Origin of the sequence: Faecalibacterium sp. IP-3-29, from assembly GCF_023347335.1 — a bacterium.
Classification (GTDB): Bacteria; Bacillota; Clostridia; order Oscillospirales; family Ruminococcaceae; genus Faecalibacterium; species Faecalibacterium duncaniae.
Window position 1 is genome coordinate 2,675,721 of record NZ_CP094471.1, and the last position, 22,496, is coordinate 2,698,216.

Annotated in this window: 11 protein-coding genes, 2 tRNA genes, 3 rRNA genes and 1 riboswitch; of the genes, 4 read left to right on the forward strand and 12 right to left on the reverse strand. The window is 53.9% G+C overall.

The window, feature by feature from the left end; all coding sequences use genetic code 11:
• Positions 1 to 64 precede the first annotated feature (64 nt).
• The 8 genes from MTP40_RS12770 to MTP40_RS12805 all read right to left on the reverse strand — a co-directional run bounded on the left by MTP40_RS12770 (position 65) and on the right by MTP40_RS12805 (position 8,338).
• Positions 65 to 583 (reverse strand): GNAT family N-acetyltransferase, encoded by a 519-nt coding sequence (locus tag MTP40_RS12770; protein ID WP_215696637.1) that lies wholly within the window; start codon positions 581 to 583, stop codon positions 65 to 67.
• Between the two features lie 119 nt (positions 584 to 702).
• Positions 703 to 1,173, reverse strand: a complete 471-nt coding sequence (locus MTP40_RS12775) for an LURP-one-related/scramblase family protein (RefSeq protein WP_005935115.1) — start codon at positions 1,171 to 1,173, stop codon at positions 703 to 705.
• A gap of 205 nt (positions 1,174 to 1,378) precedes the next feature.
• Positions 1,379 to 3,160, reverse strand: coding sequence for a GmrSD restriction endonuclease domain-containing protein (locus MTP40_RS12780; RefSeq protein WP_156069742.1), 1,782 nt, complete (start codon positions 3,158 to 3,160; stop codon positions 1,379 to 1,381).
• Between the two features lie 95 nt (positions 3,161 to 3,255).
• Positions 3,256 to 3,372, reverse strand: a 5S ribosomal RNA gene (rrf, locus tag MTP40_RS12785).
• A gap of 125 nt (positions 3,373 to 3,497) precedes the next feature.
• Positions 3,498 to 6,332: ribosomal RNA gene (locus tag MTP40_RS12790) — 23S ribosomal RNA — on the reverse strand.
• A gap of 212 nt (positions 6,333 to 6,544) precedes the next feature.
• A tRNA-Ile gene (locus MTP40_RS12795) sits at positions 6,545 to 6,621 on the reverse strand.
• A gap of 3 nt (positions 6,622 to 6,624) precedes the next feature.
• Positions 6,625 to 6,700, reverse strand: a tRNA-Ala gene (locus MTP40_RS12800).
• Between the two features lie 127 nt (positions 6,701 to 6,827).
• Positions 6,828 to 8,338: ribosomal RNA gene (locus tag MTP40_RS12805) — 16S ribosomal RNA — on the reverse strand.
• The 16S, 23S and 5S rRNA genes sit together here with 2 tRNA genes alongside, the layout of an rRNA operon.
• A gap of 818 nt (positions 8,339 to 9,156) precedes the next feature.
• On the opposite strand from MTP40_RS12805, the gene nrdD reads away from it, so the two are divergent.
• The gene (nrdD, locus tag MTP40_RS12810) at positions 9,157 to 11,328 is read left to right on the forward strand and encodes an anaerobic ribonucleoside-triphosphate reductase (RefSeq protein WP_005934848.1); all 2,172 of its coding nucleotides are present in this window, start codon (positions 9,157 to 9,159) and stop codon (positions 11,326 to 11,328) included.
• Between the two features lie 69 nt (positions 11,329 to 11,397).
• A complete protein-coding gene (gene nrdG / locus MTP40_RS12815) occupies positions 11,398 to 11,949 on the forward strand; it encodes an anaerobic ribonucleoside-triphosphate reductase activating protein (protein ID WP_207685047.1) in 552 nt (183 codons plus the stop codon).
• Positions 11,950 to 12,260: 311 nt separating this feature from the next.
• Here nrdG and MTP40_RS12820 read toward each other — a convergent pair whose 3' ends face one another.
• Positions 12,261 to 14,459, reverse strand: coding sequence for an InlB B-repeat-containing protein (locus tag MTP40_RS12820; RefSeq protein ID WP_249259496.1), 2,199 nt, complete (start codon positions 14,457 to 14,459; stop codon positions 12,261 to 12,263).
• Between the two features lie 114 nt (positions 14,460 to 14,573).
• A riboswitch (cyclic di-GMP riboswitch) is annotated at positions 14,574 to 14,648 on the reverse strand.
• A gap of 297 nt (positions 14,649 to 14,945) precedes the next feature.
• On the reverse strand, positions 14,946 to 16,526 hold the full coding sequence (locus MTP40_RS12825; protein ID WP_249259497.1) for a RecQ family ATP-dependent DNA helicase: 1,581 nt from the start codon (positions 16,524 to 16,526) through the stop codon (positions 14,946 to 14,948).
• 288 nt (positions 16,527 to 16,814) lie between these two features.
• On the opposite strand from MTP40_RS12825, the gene MTP40_RS12830 reads away from it, so the two are divergent.
• Both MTP40_RS12830 and MTP40_RS12835 read left to right on the forward strand, forming a co-directional pair.
• Entirely contained in the window at positions 16,815 to 17,843 is a 1,029-nt protein-coding gene (locus tag MTP40_RS12830) for a glycosyltransferase family 2 protein (protein WP_249259498.1), read from the forward strand.
• A gap of 73 nt (positions 17,844 to 17,916) precedes the next feature.
• On the forward strand, positions 17,917 to 19,212 hold the full coding sequence (locus tag MTP40_RS12835) for a cation:proton antiporter (RefSeq protein WP_249259499.1): 1,296 nt from the start codon (positions 17,917 to 17,919) through the stop codon (positions 19,210 to 19,212).
• Between the two features lie 123 nt (positions 19,213 to 19,335).
• Here MTP40_RS12835 and MTP40_RS12840 read toward each other — a convergent pair whose 3' ends face one another.
• Together MTP40_RS12840 and MTP40_RS12845 are read right to left on the reverse strand one after the other, a co-directional pair.
• Positions 19,336 to 21,639 (reverse strand): ATP-dependent Clp protease ATP-binding subunit, encoded by a 2,304-nt coding sequence (locus MTP40_RS12840; protein ID WP_005934858.1) that lies wholly within the window; start codon positions 21,637 to 21,639, stop codon positions 19,336 to 19,338.
• 23 nt (positions 21,640 to 21,662) lie between these two features.
• The gene (locus tag MTP40_RS12845; protein ID WP_249259500.1) at positions 21,663 to 22,358 is read right to left on the reverse strand and encodes a hypothetical protein; all 696 of its coding nucleotides are present in this window, start codon (positions 22,356 to 22,358) and stop codon (positions 21,663 to 21,665) included.
• Positions 22,359 to 22,496 lie beyond the last annotated feature (138 nt).

The window sequence follows — 22,496 nt, forward strand, 5'->3', positions numbered from 1 at the left end:
AAATTCCCCTTTCGATGATGCTATCATTGTAACAGGGAAATCTGTAGGAATTCTAAGGGAGAACTTATTTTTCCAGATAATAGCACACCAGATCCGTGGGGCCGCGCTCTGCATGGCGCATGGCCTTGTGTTCGATGCCCTCATAGGTGAAGCCCAGCATTTTCAGCAGCTCCCCGGAGATGGTGTTATAGGCATAATGCCCACCCGTGAAAAGCACCGTATCCGTTTTCTCGAAGAACGCCTGAATCACAGCCGCCAGCGCTTCCCGGGCATAGCCCTGCCGCCGGACATCCGGGGCCATCTCAATGCCCAGCTCCCAGCCGGGCACGGCACGCTCGGCATCCATCAGCGAGATCACGCCGATCACACGCCCATCTGCCTTGCGGACAACGCTGTAACGGGTCTGTCCCGCAAATTTCTGCATCAGACGGTCATATTCCTCATCCATTGCATCAAAGGCATGATAACCGCCGCAATCCAGCGTGGTCTGCTCATCCGAGAAAATCGCAAATACGTCCTGCGCGTCCTCCACCCGGAACTGCCGCAGCTGCAGACGCTCTGTCTCGATTTCAAACACTTCCATTTGTACCTCGTTATTTTCAGGTTCTATCGTACTTTTTAATGATACCACTGTTTTCCGACCTGCGCAATGTAAAAAGCCCGGCCATGCGGGCACTCCCACACAGCCGGGCCAATTCAATTTCATTTTGCAGAACACTTTTCAGCATCGATGGCCAGCACGAACATCAGCACATGGAGCGCGTCTGCCGGGTCAACGATATCCAGCACATAGGTGTCTGTCCATTGCAGCAGCTCTTTGGAAACCGTTGCGACTGTCTCTCCCACCGGCTTTGTAATGGTGTAATCCCACCCAGGGAAATCTCCCTCCACATGCCAGCCGTTGAAATCGATGTTATACTTGGGCTTGAACCAGCCCAGTTCCTTTTCGAGGCAGCCGATATAATTTTCACCCTCATAGAGTTCAAACTTGGGCAGCCAAGTCAGCACCTCCTGCTTGACAGTACCAAGCTCGTTCTCTTCCGTGTCGAAGATTTTCAGGCAGTGCCCCCACGAGAGCTGCCCCTTTACCACATAGACCGTGTTCTCGTTTTCATCATAGATATCGTAGCTGTCGAACCACGAAAACATCCGTTGTTTGAATAAAAGCTTCATCCTGCCCCTCCTCTTTTGCGATTTCACCGCAGACGGAATACATACTTATCCCATATACGATTCAGGGACGGGTTTTAAGGCGCCCTCCCGACAGAAAATTCGATTTTCTCCTAACAGAAGGACTTATCTCAGATTCTAGTTCGTCGAAATCACACAGCCCGCCACGTGAAATGCTCGTGCAGCAGGGTCGCTTTTTGTTCTTTGGTCATTCGCAGAGTTTCTTGTACGCTTTCTGCACGATTTGTGCCATCCGCAGTCTGCGCTCTTTCAAAAACTCTATATATTCCATCTTTTCAAAATCCGGTGGAAGGGCATGATCCTCGCAGGTTTTGTGGTATTCTGTTTCCCCCATCCGGTTCCGATAACGTTCCACATACTCCACCGGCGGGTCATCAGAGATATCAATGTTGGTCACATAATCCAAATAAGTAAAATTTGCAATCTGATTGCGTTCTCGGTCGGTCATATAGCCAATCTGTGTCAGGTAATTTTTAGGGAAAATGTGATGCTTGTCGACCGCATTCTTGGTTCCGCTTGCTCCAAGAATGAAATACTTTGACACCGGCGTCGCACTGAACAGCATCGGTGTATTTAATACGACCTGCGCTGCAATATAGCCGTTCCAGGCCGGAGAGATTGCCGCAGCGCTGTTCAGTTCGTTCGGCAGCGTCAGTCGGAAGTAATCTTCCGTAAACCGCGTTGTAATCGTCCGCTCAATGTACGCGATAAACTGCTCCGCATCATGAACATTTCTCAGGTCAGCAAACTGCTTTTCTACTTCGCTTTCGGTCGATCCGGTGTAAAAGTAGGTAATAGCACCCATAAAAAACCATTTGGCAATCGTCTTTTTGAGCCTGACCGCATCCAGTTTATAGTCATATTTTGCAATCAGGTAAAGTACATAGCTAAAAACCACCGCATTGGATGATGCAATCTGTGTTTTGCTGATGTATCCTGCCTCTCCAATGCAGTTCAAAAATGCATGCCAGTTGTTCAGATCCATCACCTTGAGCAGGGCTTCTTTGAACTTCGCAAGATTCTCCTGTCGCTCCTCGGCAGAATACTTTCCGGTTTCCAGATTTTTCCCTCGTAGCAGCATATATGCATAGCGCAGTCTTGCCCTGCGGAAACCAACACCGACAGCCATTCGGATCAGATGGGATGGCTCGATTGCAATGATGTTATTATAGGACGTTCCACTTGCCGGGATGCGGGATTGCTCGCAGAACAGGTTCATCTGGTCACTGGTCTCATTTTCATAAACCGAGATCAGGGTCTGGATAAAATTATTCTCTGTCAGGCTTTGTCCACCAGAGTTGACCCGCACAAAAATATCTGCTACATCTTCCTCTCTGGCATTGTAGCTGATTTCCAATGTCGGAAGTGAATACTCTGAAAGGTTAAGCAAATCATTTATATTATTTTCGATCAGATCTTCTTCCGCATCTGTCAGCGCTTTCTCTTCACGCTTGTTCCTTGCTTCGTTTACTGCCCGGATATACTTACGTCGAAAAGCACTAATCGTATTATTTTCTTTTGCCAAAAAGACATCCGACACCTTGGGAATCCATTCCGGCGTCCGCTCAAACGCAGACGTCCACACCGCAAATTCTCGCGTCAACGGATTGAAAGAGATTTTAATTTCACGCTCCACAAAGTTTTTATCTTTTACTTTCACGCCATACATCGACGCTACAAGCGCCGTCAGGCGTTGCTGCCCATCAATAACCAGTTCTTTTGGCTCTGTATAGATTTTACCGTTAATGCCTATGCCGCTTTTCTTCTCATCATAATCCGCTGGTGACTCCCACAGCATAATGTATCCGATTGGATAGCCTTTCAGCATCGAATCGTAGAGCTCACGTATCTTATTATCTTTCCAGACAAACGGCCTTTGCAAATCAGGCAGTCCGATTTTTCCGATTCGGACATCTCGTACCAGATCGCCGACTTTGCTTGGAATATTTTTAAACAGTTCCGTTGCCATTTTTTCTGCCTCCTTTTCTTTATTATAATAAACCGATGTACAAAACACAACAACAAAAACCGCCCTGAGAAATCCCTCAGAGCGGTTTTACATTAAGTCGGCGACTACCTATTTTCACGCGCCGTTTCCAGCGAACTATCTTGGGCACGAGTGAGCTTAACTTCTGTGTTCGGAATGGGAACAGGTGGAACCTCACCGTCATCGTCACCGACCAATATGACTGGTTCAGTATAACATTTCTGTTCTACTTTGTCCAGTGTTTCTTAGAAGGACGTGCCTTCAAAACTGAATAATCACTGCTCACATTTTGTCATTGACTTGAGAATTCAAGCGAATTGTGGTCAAGCCCTCGATCTATTAGTACACACTTGCTGAATGGATCGCTCCACTTACACATCGTGCCTATCAACCTCGTAGTCTACAAGGGATCTTACCTGATTCAATCAGTGGGATATCTTATCTTTGGGTCGGCTTCACGCTTAGATGCTTTCAGCGTTTATCCGATCCGTACGTAGTTGCCCAGCTATGCTCCTGGCGGAACAACTGGTGCGCCAGAGGTACGTCCGTCCCGGTCCTCTCGTACTAGGGACAGCTCCCATCAAATATCCTGCGCCCACGACAGATAGGGACCGAACTGTCTCACGACGTTCTGAACCCAGCTCGCGTACCGCTTTAATTGGCGAACAGCCAAACCCTTGGGACCGAATACAGCCCCAGGATGCGATGAGCCGACATCGAGGTGCCAAACCTCCCCGTCGATGTGGACTCTTGGGGGAGATCAGCCTGTTATCCCCAGGGTAACTTTTATCCGTTGAGCGATGGCATTTCCACTCACATACCACCGGATCACTAACTCCAACTTTCGTTACTGCTCGACCCGTCAGTCTCGCAGTTAGGCTCGCTTCTGCGTTTGCACTCTTTTGCTTGATTTCCGTTCAAGCTGAGCGAACCTTTGAACGCCTCCGTTACTCTTTAGGAGGCGACCGCCCCAGTCAAACTGCCCACCTAACAATGTCCCCCGACTCGATTCAGAGCCGCAGGTTAGAATTCCAATATCGCAAGGATGGTATCCCAACGGCCTCTCCGCCAAAGCCAAAGCCTTGGTTTCCAAGAGTCCCATCTATCCTGTGCATGCAACATCGAAACCCAATATTAGGCTACAGTAAAGCTCCATGGGGTCTTTCCGTCTTGTCGCGGGTAACCGGCATCTTCACCGGTACTACAATTTCGCCGGGCGGGCTGTTGAGACAGTGCCCAAATCATTACGCCTTTCATGCGGGTCAGAACTTACCTGACAAGGAATTTCGCTACCTTAGGACCGTTATAGTTACGGCCGCCGTTCACTGGGGCTTCGATTCAATGCTTGCACATCTCCTCTTAACCTTCCAGCACCGGGCAGGCGTCAGCTCGTATACGTCATCTTTCGATTTAGCACAAACCTGTGTTTTTGGTAAACAGTTGCTTGGGCCGATTCTCTGCGGCTCCATCTCTGGAGCACCCCTTCTCCCGAAGTTACGGGGTCAATTTGCCGAGTTCCTTAACAACCCTTCTCCCGTTGGCCTTAGAATCTTCTTCCTACCTACCTGTGTCGGTTTGCGGTACGGGCACCTCAGAAATACACACAGCTTTTCTCGCCATCTTCCATCTCAGACTTCGGTACTAATTTCCCTCGATCTCTACCGGAACCAACACCCGGCTCTGAGACTTCATATGTGTCCCTGTGCTTAACTCTTTTGGTGGTGACGGAATCTCTACCGTCTGTGCATCGGCTACGCCTTCCGGCCTCACCTTAGCTCCCGACTAACCTGGAGCGGACGAACCTTCCTCCAGAAACCTGAGGCTTTCGGCCATGCAGATTCTCACTGCATTCGCGCTACTCATTCCGGCATTCTCACTTCTATACACTCCACAGCCGCTTGCGCTACTGTTTCTCCGCGTATACAACGCTCCCCTACCCAATACATTTCTGTATTGCCTAAGCTTCGGTGTCAGGTTTAGCCCCGTTAAATTCTCCGCGCAAAGACGCTCGACCAGTGAGCTATTACGCACTCTTTGAATGAGTGGCTGCTTCTGAGCCAACATCCTGGTTGTCTGCGTATCTTCACATCGTTTTCCACTTAACCTGACTTTGGGACCTTAGCTGTAGATCTGGGCTGTTTCCCTTTTGACAATGACATTTATCTGACACTGTCTGACTCCCAAGCATCAATACTCTGGCATTCTGAGTTTGATAAGCTTCGCTAACCTCTCGGCCGCTAGGCTATTCAGTGCTTTACCTCCAGGTATCTAACTTGAGGCTAGTCCTAAAACTATTTCGGGGAGAACCAGCTATCTCCGGGTTCGATTGGAATTTCTCCGCTACCCACAGTTCATCCGCCGCCTTTTCAACGGAGGTCGGTTCGGTCCTCCATGGAATTTTACTTCCACTTCAACCTGACCATGGGTAGGTCACCCGGTTTCGGGCCCATTATATGCAACTTAACGCCCTTTTCAAACTCGCTTTCGCTTCGGCTCCAGACCTTAAGTCCTTAACCTTGCTGCATACAATCGCTCGCCGGACCGTTCTACAAAAAGTACCCTATCACGCTTTGACGCGCTCTAGGTGCTTGTAGGCACAGGGTTTCAGGTTCTTTTTCACTCCCCTCCCGGGGTGCTTTTCACCTTTCCTTCACAGTACTATACGCTATCGGTCACTGGGTAGTATTTAGGGTTGGAGGGTGGTCCCCCCGTATTCCGACCAGGTTTCACGTGTCTGGCCGTACTCTGGATCCTGCGCAGCTCTCTCCGTTTTCACCTACGTGGTTCTCACACTCTCTGACCGGCCTTCCCATGCCGTTCGGTTAACAGATTAAGTCTTAAAAGCAGTCCGTACCCCGAAAGTATTTCTACTCTCGGTTTGCCCTCTTCCGCGTTCGCTCGCCACTACTTACGGAATCTCGTTTGATGTCTCTTCCTCGCCCTACTTAGATGTTTCAGTTCAGGCGGTTCCCTCAATGCACCTATTTTGAATTTCAGTGTATTGTACCTGAGTATGAACCCAGGTGAGTTTCCTCATTCAGAGATCTCCGGATCAATGCTTATTTGCAGCTCCCCGAAGCTTATCGCAGCTTATCACGTCTTTCATCGGCTCCCAGTGCCAAGGCATTCGCCCTGCGCCCTTGTTCGCTTGACCATTCAAACTATTCTCTTTCGAGAATGGCTTGTATTTCCTCTTGATTCTCTCTTTTGCCAACGAAGATTATTGTTACCCTTCCTTTTGAAATTGCAATATTTCTTAAAAGAACTTACTATAATCTTTGTTTCGCAGTTATTATTCAGTTTTCAAGGTACGTCTTGGTGATGTTCTTCAAAGCCCGGTCTCCCGAAACTCTGATTTTCATCACATGGTGGGCCAAAATGGACTCGAACCATCGACCTCACGATTATCAGTCGTGTGCTCTAGCCAGCTGAGCTATTGGCCCATGTGGTGGAGATTAAGGGAATCGAACCCTTGACCCCCTGCTTGCAAAGCAGGTGCTCTCCCAGCTGAGCTAAACCCCCACATAAGGTTTTGAGTAACCCCTTTTCAGGGCCCTCAAAATCGAACAATATCTACTCTGCTTGTATCTTTCACCTGTTCCAGATGGCCGACCATCTTCGATGTTCTTCCATCTGCCTGACTCCTTAGAAAGGAGGTGATCCAGCCGCAGGTTCTCCTACGGCTACCTTGTTACGACTTCACCCCAATCACCAGTTTTACCTTCGGCGGCGTCCTCCTTGCGGTTAGACTACCGACTTCGGGTCCCCCCGGCTCTCATGGTGTGACGGGCGGTGTGTACAAGGCCCGGGAACGTATTCACCGTGGCATGCTGATCCACGATTACTAGCAATTCCGACTTCGTGCAGGCGAGTTGCAGCCTGCAGTCCGAACTGGGACGTTGTTTCTGAGTTTTGCTCCACCTCGCGGTCTTGCTTCTCTTTGTTTAACGCCATTGTAGTACGTGTGTAGCCCAAGTCATAAAGGGCATGATGATTTGACGTCATCCCCACCTTCCTCCGTTTTGTCAACGGCAGTCCTGCCAGAGTCCTCTTGCGTAGTAACTGACAGTAAGGGTTGCGCTCGTTGCGGGACTTAACCCAACATCTCACGACACGAGCTGACGACAACCATGCACCACCTGTCTCTGCGTCCCGAAGGAAACACATATTTCTATGTGCGTCGCAGGATGTCAAGACTTGGTAAGGTTCTTCGCGTTGCGTCGAATTAAACCACATACTCCACTGCTTGTGCGGGCCCCCGTCAATTCCTTTGAGTTTCAACCTTGCGGTCGTACTCCCCAGGTGGATTACTTATTGTGTTAACTGCGGCACTGAAGGGGTCAATCCTCCAACACCTAGTAATCATCGTTTACGGTGTGGACTACCAGGGTATCTAATCCTGTTTGCTACCCACACTTTCGAGCCTCAGCGTCAGTTGGTGCCCAGTAGGCCGCCTTCGCCACTGGTGTTCCTCCCGATATCTACGCATTCCACCGCTACACCGGGAATTCCGCCTACCTCTGCACTACTCAAGAAAAACAGTTTTGAAAGCAGTTTATGGGTTGAGCCCATAGATTTCACTTCCAACTTGTCTTCCCGCCTGCGCTCCCTTTACACCCAGTAATTCCGGACAACGCTTGTGACCTACGTTTTACCGCGGCTGCTGGCACGTAGTTAGCCGTCACTTCCTTGTTGAGTACCGTCATTATCTTCCTCAACAACAGGAGTTTACAATCCGAAGACCTTCTTCCTCCACGCGGCGTCGCTGCATCAGGGTTTCCCCCATTGTGCAATATTCCCCACTGCTGCCTCCCGTAGGAGTCTGGGCCGTGTCTCAGTCCCAATGTGGCCGTTCAACCTCTCAGTCCGGCTACCGATCGTTGCCTTGGTGGGCCGTTACCTCACCAACTAGCTAATCGGACGCGAGGCCATCTCAAAGCGGATTGCTCCTTTTCCCTCCGGTCGATGCCGACCTGTGGGCTTATGCGGTATTAGCAGTCGTTTCCAACTGTTGTCCCCCTCTTTGAGGCAGGTTCCTCACGCGTTACTCACCCGTTCGCCACTCGCTTGAGAAAGCAAGCTCTCTCTCGCTCGTTCGACTTGCATGTGTTAGGCGCGCCGCCAGCGTTCGTCCTGAGCCAGGATCAAACTCTTTATAAATGATATTTATCACTTAAAAAGTGTTAAATCTCTTTTCGCTCAGCACGCAATCGCTTGCGTCCTGTGTGAATTACTTTGTTTGGAATTGTTTAACGTGTTTTTCCAACACGAAAATAGGTTCCGTTACAAGTTTTTCGATATTGTTCAATTTTCAAGGTCCTGTGCGCCTCAGCCTTAGCGGCTGACGACTTGATTATTTTACCACAGATGTGATTTTTTGTCAAGCACTTTTTTCAGAAGCTTTTCGATCTTTTCGAACTTGTGGCTCGTTTTTCAACGTATCCATATTGGTTCTTTCGCTTTGCTTCTGCCGTCTTCAGAAGTCATTCTTTCCGGCGGCCCTTGGCGCTCAAGTATAATACCATATCCCGACACGTTTGGCAACCCCTTTTTTCACTTTTTTCGTTTCTTTTTGCGTCTTTGACTTTTTGACTAGTTTTTCAACTGCAATTTACACGTTCCTTGACGTGGAAGCTGCGGCGACCTCAGAGACCATTTTCTCTATATAATATGGTATTGTTCCATCCAAACTTCCAGAGAAGTATACACCGCCGTGGATATTACGCCCCGGAATGCAAACACTTTCCTTGCACAGTTTGTCAAGAGCTTTGGCCCCAAATTTTGCTCCAAGATTCTCGGCTCAATTTTGGCGAAACCGCCAAAACACAAAATGTAGTGGTTTCTCCATTGACATATCACTAAATAGTGATATCATAGAATCACATCAATTGAACGCATCCCAAGACTGCTTTGCGGGTGCCTCTTGCGAAAGAGGCACCCGTTTGAACTGCACACAGATAGAACGACGGAGGAACACTATGAAGATCATCAAGCGCAACGGTTCGGAAGTTCCATTTGATATCACCAAGATCATCACTGCGGTCACCAAGGCCAGCGATTCGGTCAGCCGCAAGAGCAGCCTGACCCAGGAGCAGATCCTGTCCATCGCCAACGATGTCACGGAGCAGTGCCAGGCGCTGAACCGTGCCGTGAGCGTGGAAGAGATCCAGGACATGGTGGAAAACAAGTTGATGGACATTCAGGCCCACGATGTAGCCCGCCATTATATCACCTATCGTTATGTGCAGAGCCTGAAGCGCCAGACCAACACCACCGACGAGCGCATCCTCAGCCTGATCGAGTGCCAGAACGAGGAAGTCAAGCAGGAGAACGCCAACAAGAATCCCACCGTGAACAGCGTCCAGCGTGACTATATGGCTGGTGAGATCTCCAAAGACCTGACCGCCCGCCTGCTGCTGGACCCGGAGATCGTCAAGGCACACAATGAGGGCCTGATCCACTTCCACGATTCCGACTACTTTGCGCAGCACATGCACAACTGCGATCTGGTCAACCTGGAGGATATGCTGCAGAACGGCACCGTGATCTCCGGCACCTATATTGAAAAGCCCCACAGCTTTTCCACCGCCTGCAACATTGCCACCCAGATCATTGCGCAGGTGGCATCCAACCAGTACGGCGGCCAGAGCATCAGCCTGACCCATCTGGCTCCCTTTGTGGATGTCTCCCGCAAGAAGATCGCCGCTGAAGTCGAAGCGGAGATGGAAGGGCTGGACGTTACCCCGGAGCGCAAGAAGGAGATCGTGGAGCGCCGCCTGCGCAACGAGATCAACCGCGGTGTCCAGACCATCCAGTATCAGGTCGTGACCCTGATGACCACCAACGGTCAGGCCCCCTTCATCACCGTGTTCATGTATCTGGGAGAAGCCCGCAACGCACAGGAAAAGGCCGACCTTGCCATCATCATCGAGGAGACCATCCGTCAGCGCTATCAGGGCGTGAAGAACGAGGCCGGTGTCTGGATCACCCCCGCCTTCCCCAAGCTGATCTATGTGCTGGAAGAGGACAACATCCGCCCCGGCACTCCTTATTATTACCTGACCGAATTGGCTGCCAAGTGCACTGCCAAGCGGATGGTGCCCGACTACATCTCTGAGAAGAAGATGCTCGAGCTCAAGGTGGACAAAAATGGCGAAGGCCACTGCTACACCTGCATGGGCTGCCGCAGCTTCCTGACTCCCTATGTGGACCCCGAGACCGGCAAGCCCAAATACTACGGCCGCTTCAATCAAGGTGTTGTCACCATCAATCTGGTGGATGTAGCCCTTTCTTCCGGCGGCAACTTCGAGAAGTTCTGGAAGATCTTTGACGAACGTCTGGCTCTCTGCCACAAGGCACTGCAGGCCCGCCATCAGCGCCTGATGGGCACCCCCAGCGATGCCGCCCCCATTCTGTGGCAGTACGGCGCACTGGCCCGCCTGAAGAAGGGCGAGAAGATCGACAAGCTGCTCTTTGGCGGCTATTCCACCATCAGCCTGGGCTACGCTGGTCTGTATGAGTGCGTGAAGTATATGACCGGCAAGAGCCACACCGATGCCGGTGCCAAGCCTTTTGCCCTGAGCGTGATGCAGCACATGAACGACAAGTGCACCGAGTGGAAGAAGGCCGAGAATATGGATTACTCTCTCTACGGCACCCCGCTGGAATCCACCACCTACAAGTTTGCCAAGTGCCTGCAGAAGCGGTTCGGCATCGTGCCCGGCATCACCGATAAGAACTATATCACCAACAGCTACCACGTCCATGTTTCGGAGCCCATTGATGCCTTCACCAAGCTCAAGTTTGAGAGCGAGTTCCAGAAGCTGTCCCCGGGCGGTGCCATCAGCTATGTGGAAGTGCCCAACATGCAGGACAATCTGGAGGCCGTGATAAGCGTGCTGCAGTTCATCTACGACAACATCATGTATGCCGAGTTGAACACCAAGTCCGATTACTGCCAGTGCTGCGGCTACGATGGAGAGATCAAGATCGTTGAGGATGACGGCAAGTTGGTGTGGGAGTGCCCCAAGTGCGGCAACCGTGACCAGAACAAGCTGAACGTTGCCCGCCGCACCTGCGGTTATATCGGCACCCAGTTCTGGAACCAGGGCCGGACACAGGAGATCAAGGATCGGGTGCTGCATCTGTAACCCTCTCAGTCAACGCTTCGCATTGACAGCTCCCCCGAGAGGGGGAGCTTTTTATATGGAGTTTTATCTATGAATTACGCAACAATTAAGTATTACGACATTGCCAACGGGCCGGGGGTGCGCACCAGCATCTTTGTTTCGGGCTGCAGGCACCACTGCCCGGGCTGCTTCAACGAGGTGGCATGGGATTTCGGGTACGGTCAGCCTTTCGACAAGGCTGTGCGCAACGAGATCTTTGCATCCTGCCAGCCCGACTATATTGCAGGCATCTCCCTGCTGGGTGGTGAGCCTTTTGAGCCGGAGAATCAGCGGGAGCTGCTGCCCTTTGTCCGCAGCTTCAGGGCGCTGTACCCGGATAAGAGCGTCTGGTGCTATTCCGGTTACACCTGGGAGCAGCTGACCGGCAGTGTTCCCTGCCCGGCCCGCTGTGAGGTCACCGATGAGCTGCTGAGTCTGCTGGATGTTCTGGTGGATGGCCGCTTTGTGGAAGCCCTGCACGATATCTCCCTGCGCTTCCGGGGCAGCTCCAACCAGCGGCTTCTGGATGTGCCCAAAAGCCTTGCCGCAAAGGCCCCCGTCTGGTGGGAGGACGAAAAAGTCTTTGCGACACACACCATGTAAAGAAAACCGCAAATAACCAGAAATGCCGCCCTGAGCTTTTTACGGCTCAGGGCGGCATTTCCGGTTTTGGGAATATAATCAGTGAATGGCTTGATTGGTTAGCATCCTCACCCTCTCCGTCATTGCTTGCGCAATGCCACCTCCCCTAGTAAGGCAACGACGACGACCGCCGCCAGTGGCGGAAGCAGGGAGGAGTTGTTGGGGCAGCGGCCAGCAGGACGCAAGTGCAAAACCTTGCACGATGCGGACGCTGGGAGCCGCAACCCGTACGCTGTCGCCGCAGGCGACTGAGAGGTTGTACGAAGGATATCTTACCCCTTCATCTCCTGCGCCTTATTCCAAGTCTGGATAACTTCCCAGCGGCTCACAGAAGCGTCTGCGGCCTTATCGGCGGAGATGAGCTGGTTCTCGATGGCCCAAGTCAGAGCCTTCTGTTCATCGGTGGCATCGGGAGCCATCACAGCGGCAGGGGCAGGCTTTCCGGCTTCAGTCCAGACCAGCTTTGCCAGTTCGGCGGTGTTCTGCGGGATGGCCACACCATCGGGCAGGACAGTGTTCAGATACAGCTCGGTGCCGATCATGTAGCCGGTATAACCAACCACAGCAGCGCCCACACCGGCGGTTGCCACCATGGCAACGGTGCCCAGAACGTTGGGTTCCTCGGGCTGGTCGGCCATCCGGTACATCGCACGGATGCTCAAAGTCTGTGCAGGCATCTTGAAGCTTGCAGTGGCGGCATGGGAATCAAAACCGCCCTCTTCCAGCGTCAGAGCCACATCCGCAGGGGAAATCTCCCAGCGGTCGAACACCATGCCCTCCGGGGCATCGGCAGCGGTCAGCTTGACGGTATCGCCTGCCTTGGCAGAGGTGATCTCTGTGCCGTCGGCATTGGTGGCGGTGCCATCGGTCAGGCTCATCCGGTAGTAGCCTTCCTTGACCTGTGCGGTCAGGGTAACGCTCCACTCGTCGTCGCCGTTCAAGGTCAGGTCAAATGCAGTGGTATTGCCCACCTGCTTGGTGATTGCTTCTTCATAGCTCGGGTCGGCAGTGACTTCCCAGCCGGTCCAGGAGGTTGCATCTGCTTCCACGTTCAGGGTCTGGTTGCCCACAACGCCCACCAAGCCGGAGATGCCGTTGGCGGTGCAGTTGTTCAGAGTGACCCAGCTGAGTTTAATGTCGGGCTGATTGTCGAAGCTTGCATATCGTGAAAAAATACCGCCATTAGTAAATCCGTAATTTTTAGTAACAGTATTATCTGGATTTGTTTTGGATACAGAGGCATTTGAATAGCGATCGGTAAATGTACCATTATTTACTGTGCCATAATTGCTTACGCTGAAATTAAATATACCGTCATCGATAGTTCCGAAGTTTCTTACAGAAGTATTAAATTTCCCACCCTCAATCTTGCCGGTTTCTTCGTTTCTAAGAGTGCCCTCAGACGGATTTTCAGAGATAAAAATACCCCCATTGATGATGCCGAAATTTTTGATATTCCAATCGACCTCTGTATTTCCTAAATCAACGATACTATCAGTACCATCATCACACTTCTCTTTAATGGTTAAAGTGTTTGTATTAGAATCATAAATCCACCCATCATGTTCGCTACCAGAGTAAAGTTCGCCGTCTTTATCCACGGGAACTATTTTGCCATCAACAAGACCAATCGTATTCTCCGAAAGCGGAACCTTATCAACAGCGGCCTCAATATAGATATTTCCTGTATCAGGCACTGTAACCTGAAGCGTCTTATCATCAATTTTAATAATATAAGGAGAAAGGCTTTCGTCATAATTCCAATTACGGAATGTCTTGGAAGTAGCGATAACTTTGAAAGTATGGGGCTGATTCTTACCTACCATATAAACACTTTCATTAAAGACAACATCCTCCGGAAGGTTAGGAATCACCGGAATAATCGAGCATCCGGGTGCTTTCAGATACTGATATGTCGTCGATGTAAAATTATCCGGAAGCTGGCAAATCAGACCACCGGTAAGCGTTCCCTTTGTCATTTCAAAGCTTCCGTAGACAATTCCATTCTCGAACTCTGTGTTATCAGATACAGTAGAAGTGTAATTCTTGATATATCCACCTTTCACTATTCCAGATGAACGTGCATCGATCGATTCGAATTGTCCATTCTCAATCGTTGAAAAGTTATAAACACATTTCTGAAAGATGCCATCTTTGATTATTCCAGCTTGGTTGCGAACCTCACATGGGATAGTATTTGGCACTTCAGCATTGACTTCATTAGGATCAAAAGTAGCAGTGAAATTTAATTTATATGATGACGCATCACTACCTGACCATGACCAATTATAGGCATGATCAACAATGATCATACCATTAACCGCATTTTTCCCTTTGGTATCCGGCTGGTCACCAATAAAACTAAGATGATTCACATACGTAGGTTTATCTGCCGCAAACGCCGCCGTGGGCAGCATTGTCAAAGCCATGCCAACGGCCAGAATGGCGCTGACAAGTCGTTTGAGTTTCATTGTGATTCCTCCTTTAGAGTCTACCCCAAATGTGTATTGCACCCACCGCAAACGTAAAAAAGCGCCGCACCTGCCCCGAAAGGCTGGTGTGGCGCTGTGGATGTACTTCTTGGGAAGTGCAGCTGGTTGCCCGGTCTGGGCCCTTTAGCTTTGCGTCGCAGCCTTCCGGCTGGTTTGCCAATTCTTCTGTTTTGCGGGGGTGCTCTTGCACATCCTATTATACCCCCCCCCCCCTACATATAAATCAAGTGTTTTTGTCATGTTCGGAATATGTTACAAATATAGTCTATTTTTTAGTGTAGTTTGACTGGGATGGGGGGTGGCCCTCTCCGTCATTGCTGCGCAATGCCACCTCTCCCTTCGGGAGAGCTGTCGAGCGATAGCGAGACTGAGAGGGTGAGGCCGTCAAAGAGTGACGAAACCAGAAATGCCGCCCGAGCTTTTCAGCCCAGAGCGGCATTTCCGGTTTTTCCTTTCTGTTTTATGTTACCTTGAACTTACCATATCCTCAATGACACTCAGGAACTCCTGCCCATAGCGGGCGGCCTTTTTCTCGCCCACACCCGGGATATTGAGCAGTTCCTCCACGCTCAGGGGCTTTTTCAGCGCCATCTGGCGGAGGGTGGAATCATTGAACACCATATAGGCAGGGAGCTTCTGCTTTGCGGCCAGCCGCTTACGCAGGGCATAGAGGGCAGCCAGCAGCTTCTCGTCTGCTTCGCTGAGGGCATCTTCGTCGGCACGGCGGCGGGAGGCCGAGGCCAACCGCTTTGCACTGGCCGCGGCGCGCTGGCGGGCTTGTGCCGCCTGCTCCTCCACCTGTTCGGCAGCCTGTGCTGCCAGCAGACAGTTGGAACAGTTCTCGCACTTCTGGGGCGCGGCCTCGCCGAAGTAGCTCAGCAGATACCCCCGCAGGCAGCGCGGTGTGGTGGAGTAGAAGGTCATGTACTTGAGCCGTTCCTCTGCCTTGCGTGCCGCTTCGGCCTTGACATCCGCAGGCAGGCCGTTGTCAGCCTCCATCTCCTTGTCGATGAAGAACCGGATGGTGCGCACATCGGTGCCGGAATAGAGCAGGGTGCAGCGGGCTGGCTCCCCGTCACGGCCCGCGCGGCCCGCCTCCTGATAATAGCTCTCCAGATCCTTGGGCATATTATAATGGATGACGAACCGGACGTTTGGCTTATCGATGCCCATGCCGAAGGCATTGGTCGCCACCATGATCTGCACCCGGTCATAGAGGAAATCGTCCTGATTCTGCCGCCGGGTATCCGCATCCAGTTTGGCGTGGTAGGCTGCCGCACGGATTCCCCGGCTCTGCAGCAGGCGGGTGGTCTCGTCCACCTGCCGGGTGGTGCTGCAATAGATGATGCCCGCATTGTCCCGCTCCCTGAGCACAAGGTCGAGCAGAACTTTGGGCTTCTCGCTGGGCAGAGCCCTGCGGGTGGCAAAATAGAGGTTGGGCCGGTCGAAGCTGGTGGTCACCTCGTAGGGGGTGTGGAGTTCCAGATGGGTGCGGATGTCCTCCCGCACATGGGCCGTGGCGGTGGCCGTAAAGGCTCCCACCACCGGGCGCTTGGGCAGGCTGTCCACAAACGCCTTGATGCGCAGGTAGCTGGGGCGGAAGTCCTGCCCCCACTGACTGATGCAGTGGGCCTCGTCCACCGTGACCATGCTGATCTCCCGCTCCTGCGCAAACCGCTGGAAACCCGGCATCTCCAGCCGCTCCGGAGCCACATAGATGATCTTATACCACCCCTCCCGGGCGCGGCGGAGCATCAGGGCCTTCTGGTTGTCCGTCAGGCTGTTGTTCAGGAAAGCTGCCGCCACACCTGCCTGTACCAGCGCCCCCACCTGATCCTTCATCAGGCTCACCAGCGGCGAGACCACGATGGTGACGCCCGGCAGCAGCAGGGCCGGCACCTGATAGCAGATGGACTTGCCCGCACCTGTGGGCATCACGGCCAGCACATCCTGCCCGGCCAGCAGGCGGGAGACGATCTCCTCCTGACCCGGGCGGAAGCTGTCGTAGCCAAAGACTTTTTTCAGAATACTATGCGGACTTTCCATGGTTCCTCCTATCCATACAAAACCGCTCCGTCATTGCTTCGCAATGCCACCTCTCCTAGTAGGAGAGGCAAGTCTTGGCTCCCCTACCAGGGGAGCTGGACACAAAGCGGCCTGAGAGGTTTATAACCCAATCAGTATACCACAACTTCCCGGATAATTGTAAAACATCTCTGACATTTCCCACGTTCGATAGCATTTCCTGCACAAAAATGCTATAATATGGGTACATATCTCCATCCCGGCCCCTGCCTTGCGCATCTGCCGGAAAAGAGCAAAGGAGTATTTTGTATGGCTCAGAAATTGATCACTTTCGCCGTCCCGTGCTACAACTCGGCGGCATATATGCGCCACTGCATCGAGACCCTGCTCTCCGCCGGGGAGCAGGCCGAGATCATCCTGGTGGACGATGGTTCCACCAGGGATGACACCCCCGCCATCTGCGATGAGTACGCTGCCAAATGTCCCACCATCGTCAAGGCCATCCATCAGGAGAACGGCGGCCACGGCGAGGGCGTGAATCAGGGCATCCGCAACGCCACCGGCCTGTATTACAAGGTAGTGGACAGCGACGACTGGCTGGACGAAGCAGCCCTCAGGACCGTGCTGGCCAAGCTGAACACGCTGACTGCCCGGGGCACCGCGCCTGACCTGATGATCTGCAACTATGTCTACGAGCATGTGGAGGACAACACCAGCCACACCGTGCGCTACACCAACGTGTTCCCCCAGAACCGACTGTTCAACTGGACGCATGTCGGCCACTTCCGGCCCGACCAGAACCTGCTGATGCACTCGGTGATGTACCGCACACAGGTGCTGCGGGACTGCGGCATGGTGCTGCCCAAGCACACCTTCTATGTGGACAACATCTTTGTCTACCAGCCCCTGCCCTTTGTCAAGAGCATGTACTATATGGATCTGGACCTGTACCGCTACTTCATCGGCCGGGCCGACCAGAGCGTGAACGAGAGTGTGATGGTCAAGCGGGTGGACCAGCAGCTGCGGGTGACCCGCCACATGATCGACTGCCAGGACCTGGATGCCCTCAAGGGCCAGAAGAAGCTGCGCAGCTATATGCTGCACTACCTCTCCATGATGATGGCCATCAGCGACATCTTCCTGTTGCTGGACGGCAGTGCCGCCGCAAAGCAGAAGGAGAACGAACTGTGGGCCTACCTCAAGGCACACACCAGTGCCGGAGTCTACCGCTCCATCCGCTACGGCTTTGGCGGCGTGACCAACCTGAAGATCCCCAAGGGCGACAAGCTCGTGCTGGGCGGTTACCGCCTTGCACAGAAGATTTTTAAATTCAATTAACAAATGTTGCTTTTCCTCCTCAGATAAGATATACTTTTTAACGTATCTTAATTTCTCAGGAGGATCTTATTTTATGGAGCAATTGCTCATCTGCATGTCTCTTTCACTCATTGCAGGCCTGTTGGCATCCCGTGCAGCGAAAGCGGTCCGTCTGCCGGCTGTCACCTCTTATCTGGTGGCGGGGCTTCTGCTGGGCCCCTTCTTTCTGGGTCGGCTGGGCCTGAGCGGCTGGGGCTTCGGCTTCGGGAGCCTTGCACAGGTCGAGAGCTACGGCATCATCACACAGGTGGCACTGGGCTTCATCGCCTTTGTCATCGGCAACGAGTTCCGGCTCAGCGTGTTGGAGAACATGGGCAGGCAGGCGGTTACTGTGGGCATCCTGCAGGCCGTTATCACCACCGTGCTGGTGGATATCGCTCTGGTGGCCCTGCACTTTGCCCGGCCGGATGTCATCTCAATGGCATCGGCCATCACGCTGGGTGCCATCGCCTCTGCCACAGCCCCTGCCGCCACCCTGATGGTGGTCAAGCAGTACAAGGCAAGCGGTCCCCTGACCCGCCTGCTGCTGATGGTGGTCGCCATTGACGATGCCGTGGGTCTGGTGCTCTTCTCAGCCTCTTTCGGCATCGCAACCGCGCTGGAACAGGGCCGCATCGACCCCATCAGCATCCTTCTGGAGCCTCTGGTGGAGATCGTACTCAGCCTGGGCCTGGGCGCGCTGGCCGGTCTGCTGCTCAACCAGCTGGAGATCTACTTCCACTCCCGCTCCAAGCGCATGAGCCTTTCGGTGGCCTTTGTGCTGCTGACGGTGGGCCTTTCCATGGTCAGCTTTGAGGTCGGCCCCATCCACTGCAGCTTCTCGCTGCTGCTGGTCTGCATGATGACCGGCACCGTGTTCTGCAACATCTGCCCCACTTCCGATGAGCTGATGGACCGCCTGGACCGCTGGGTAAGCCCGGTGAACATCCTGTTCTTCGTGCTGTCCGGCGCGGAGCTGGATCTGAACATCCTTGCAAACCCCATGGTCCTGCTCATTGGTGCCGTCTATATTGCTTCCCGCTCTCTGGGCAAGATCTCCGGCTCCTATGTCAGCTGCAAGGCCACCTGCTGCAGTGAGAAGATCCAGAAGTATCTGGGCATCACCCTGCTGCCGCAGGCCGGTGTGGCGCTGGGCATGGCCGCCGAGGCTGCCGAGCTTTCCGACGGCCACATGGTGCGCAACGTGGTGCTCTTCTCGGTGCTGGTGTACGAGCTGGTGGGCCCGACCCTGGCCAAGCTCAGCCTGACCGCCGCAGGCGAGATCATTCCCGAGGGCCGCACGAGCGCCCGTACCGCCAACAAGCCGGAGGTGCCGGTCAGCGTGGAGTAACCTCTCCCACAGGGCTTGGCTCCCCTATCAGGGGAGCTGCCGCCGCAGACGGCTGAGAGGTTTTATACACTACAAAAGCCGCTGCACAGTTGTTACGCTGTGCAGCGGCTTTCTGTTTGCTCTTTATTTCAGCACGATCTCATCGTTCTCAGCATCCACGGTCAGGGTGGAGCCGGAAACAAGGGTGCCGTCGATGATCTTTTCAGCGGCGGGGTCCTCCACAGCCTTGCGGATGGTCCGGCGCAGGTCGCGGGCACCAAACTTGCCGCCCTGGCTCTTGTGCACCAGCGCTGCCAGTGCTGCCGGGGTATAGCTGTAGGCAATGCCCTTGGCCTCCATACTGGGCTTGTACTCGTCCAGCATCAGGGCGGCAATGCCCTGCAGGGTCTCCTCGCTCAGCGGCTTGAAGGTGATGACCTCATCCACGCGGCCCAAAAACTCAGGGCGGAGGAACTGGCTCAGTGCCTTGCGGCTCTTCTCCTCGTTCCGTTCCTCCTCGCTACGGTTGAAGCCCAGACTTGCGGTGGTCTGGTCGCTGCTGCCCGCATTGGAGGTCATGCAGATGACGGTGTTGGAGAAATCCACGGTGCGGCCCTGGGCATCGTTGATCTTGCCCTCGTCCAGGATCTGCAACAGGATATTCATCACATCGGGGTGGGCCTTTTCGATCTCATCGAACAGCACCACGCTGTACGGGCGGCGGCGGACCTTTTCAGTCAGCTGACCCGCCTCCTCGTAGCCCACATAGCCCGGAGGGGAACCGATCATGCGGGACACCGCGTACTTCTCCATATACTCGCTCATATCCAGCCGGATCAGGGGGTCTGGGCCGTCAAAGAGCTGGTTTGCCAGCTGCTTCACCAGCTCCGTCTTGCCCACGCCGGTGGGGCCCACAAAGATGAAGCTGGCCGGACGGCGGCGGCCCGACAGGTCGGCGCGGCTGCGCTTGACCGCCTGCGCCACCAGATGCACGGCATCGTCCTGACCGATGATTTTCTTTTTCAGCTCGGTCTCAAGGCTGGCGAGCTTTGCATACTCGGTCTCCCGGATCTTCACCGCCGGGATGCCCGTCCACAGCTCAATGACCTTGGCCACATCGTCCATGGTCACCTGGATCTCCCCGGCTGCAGCCTGCTTGGCGGGCAATTCCCGCTCCAGCTGTGCCATCCGGGTCTTGCGCTCTGCCACACGCTCGTAATCGATGGGTTCGTTCACATCGGCGTTTTCCATGTCGGCCTCTTCCTGCTTGAGGGCCTCCAGTTCCTTCTGCATGGTCAGGTACTCGGAGATGACCGGGTGGGCCAGATTGCAGCAGGCACATGCCTCGTCCAGCAGGTCGATGGCCTTATCGGGCAGGTAGCGGTCGGTGATATACCGCTCGCTCAGGGTCACGGTGGCGTTCAGCACATCGGCGGGCACCTGCACATGGTGGTGCTCCTCGTAGTAGTGCTTGATGCCGCCCATCACGGCCAGCGTATCAGCGACGCTGGGCTCCTCCACCCGCACGGGCTGGAACCGGCGCTCCAGCGCCTGGTCCTTCTCGATATACTTGCGGTACTCGTTGAAGGTGGTGGCACCGATGACCTGGATCTCGCCGCGGGAGAGGGCGGGCTTCAGGATGTTGCCCGCATTCATGGCACCCTCGCTCTCACCGGCAGAGGTAATGGTGTGGATCTCGTCAATGAACAGGATGACATTGCCCGCCGCCTTGACCTCGCTCAGCAGGCCCTTGACCCGCTGCTCGAACTGGCCGCGGAACTGGGTGCCTGCCACAAGGCTGGTCAGGTCGAGCAGGAAGATCTCCTTATCCTGCAGCCCTGCCGGCACCTGCCCCTTGGCAATGCGCTCAGCAATGCCCTCGGCAATGGCGGTCTTGCCAACGCCCGCTTCACCAATGAGGCAGGGGTTGTTCTTCTGGCGGCGGCTCAGGATCTGGATGGTGCGGTAGATCTCCCGATCGCGGCCGATGATATCATCCAGCTTCCCCTCCCGGGCTTTGCGGGTCAGGTTCTCGCAGTAGGTATCCAGAAACTTGCGGCGGGGCGGCTTTTTGTCGTTTTTGCCCGCCTTCTTTTCGTTTTTACCGTTCTGGGCACCGCCGTTCACCCCCAGCGGGAAGGTGGCGCTGGAGCCGGGCACAAGGTCGCCGTCCTCTTCGCTCTGGTCCGGCTGGCCCATGCCCATCATCATGGAGAAGGGATTCATGTTGCTCATGTCCCCCATCTCCTGCATCATGTTTTCCATCCGGTCTTCCATGGCATCCATGTCCTCATCAGACATGCCAAACTGCTTCATCAGATCATCGACCGGTTTGATGTGCATCTCCCGGGCACAGTGCAGGCAGTACCCCTCGTTTTTCATCTGGCCATTTTCCATCCGCTGGACAAAAATAATGGCAGGCCGCTTCTGGCATCGAATGCAGACCATTGTTCCTCCTTTTCCCTCCCCGCTCAGACAAACGGGTTGAACACATTGAATACTTTATAGTAAAGGCTGCCGCTCATCACCGTGTCGTTGAGCATGGTGAGGTTGCCGCCGGTGATCACAATGAGCGCCCAGACCACGCAGAGCACCAGATAGATGTCCACAAGGCTGGCAATGCCGCCCACGCCCCAGCCCAGCCAGTGGTTCACTGCACCGATCACGGGCAGCTTGTTCACCAGCCCCAGCACTGTGGCCAGCAGGCTGACCAGCATCCGCAGCAGGGCGAACGCCACAAAGAACAGCACCAGCGAGATCACCGGAGTCAGCAGCGGAGCCAGCACCTTCTGGACGATGGTATCCGCCAGCACAACGGCGTTGTCATTGAGGACGGCAGAGATGGAGCGCTCGCAGGCATCCACGATGGATGCCCGGAACGCCTCGGGCAGAAAGCCCGCGTACCGCTGGGCAATGCCATCCAAACTGACGGCTCCCCCGGCGGCGATATTGGCAGCGATCTGGTCCCGGAAGCTTCCGGCGAGGAAGCGCTCGAACACCTGCCCGGCTGCCCAGCCTGAAAAGGCTCTGGCACCGAACAGGCTGATGAGGCTGCCCATCAGCTGCACCACCGAGGCCAGAAAGCCTTTGCGGGCATACCGGACGGCCAGCACCAGCCAGACCACCGTACATAGGATATCAAAAATAAATGACGGATTCTTGAACATACGTTTAACCTTATTCCGAACTGGCTTACCCTCTCAGTCACGACTGCTGTCGTGCCAGCTCCCCCAAAGGGGGAGCCAACGCTTCTGACAGGGGAAGCCACAAAATAAATTGCACTCTTTTTCCTCAAAGCCGCAATT

Coding starts and splice junctions, on each gene's coding strand:
- MTP40_RS12770 (WP_215696637.1), bottom strand. CDS start 583: ATGGAAGTGTTTGAAATCGAGACAGAGCGTCTGCAGCTGCGGCAGTTC.
- MTP40_RS12775 (WP_005935115.1), bottom strand. CDS start 1,173: ATGAAGCTTTTATTCAAACAACGGATGTTTTCGTGGTTCGACAGCTAC.
- MTP40_RS12780 (WP_156069742.1), bottom strand. CDS start 3,160: ATGGCAACGGAACTGTTTAAAAATATTCCAAGCAAAGTCGGCGATCTG.
- nrdD (WP_005934848.1), top strand. CDS start 9,157: ATGAAGATCATCAAGCGCAACGGTTCGGAAGTTCCATTTGATATCACC.
- nrdG (WP_207685047.1), top strand. CDS start 11,398: ATGAATTACGCAACAATTAAGTATTACGACATTGCCAACGGGCCGGGG.
- MTP40_RS12820 (WP_249259496.1), bottom strand. CDS start 14,459: ATGAAACTCAAACGACTTGTCAGCGCCATTCTGGCCGTTGGCATGGCT.
- MTP40_RS12825 (WP_249259497.1), bottom strand. CDS start 16,526: ATGGAAAGTCCGCATAGTATTCTGAAAAAAGTCTTTGGCTACGACAGC.
- MTP40_RS12830 (WP_249259498.1), top strand. CDS start 16,815: ATGGCTCAGAAATTGATCACTTTCGCCGTCCCGTGCTACAACTCGGCG.
- MTP40_RS12835 (WP_249259499.1), top strand. CDS start 17,917: ATGGAGCAATTGCTCATCTGCATGTCTCTTTCACTCATTGCAGGCCTG.
- MTP40_RS12840 (WP_005934858.1), bottom strand. CDS start 21,639: ATGGTCTGCATTCGATGCCAGAAGCGGCCTGCCATTATTTTTGTCCAG.
- MTP40_RS12845 (WP_249259500.1), bottom strand. CDS start 22,358: ATGTTCAAGAATCCGTCATTTATTTTTGATATCCTATGTACGGTGGTC.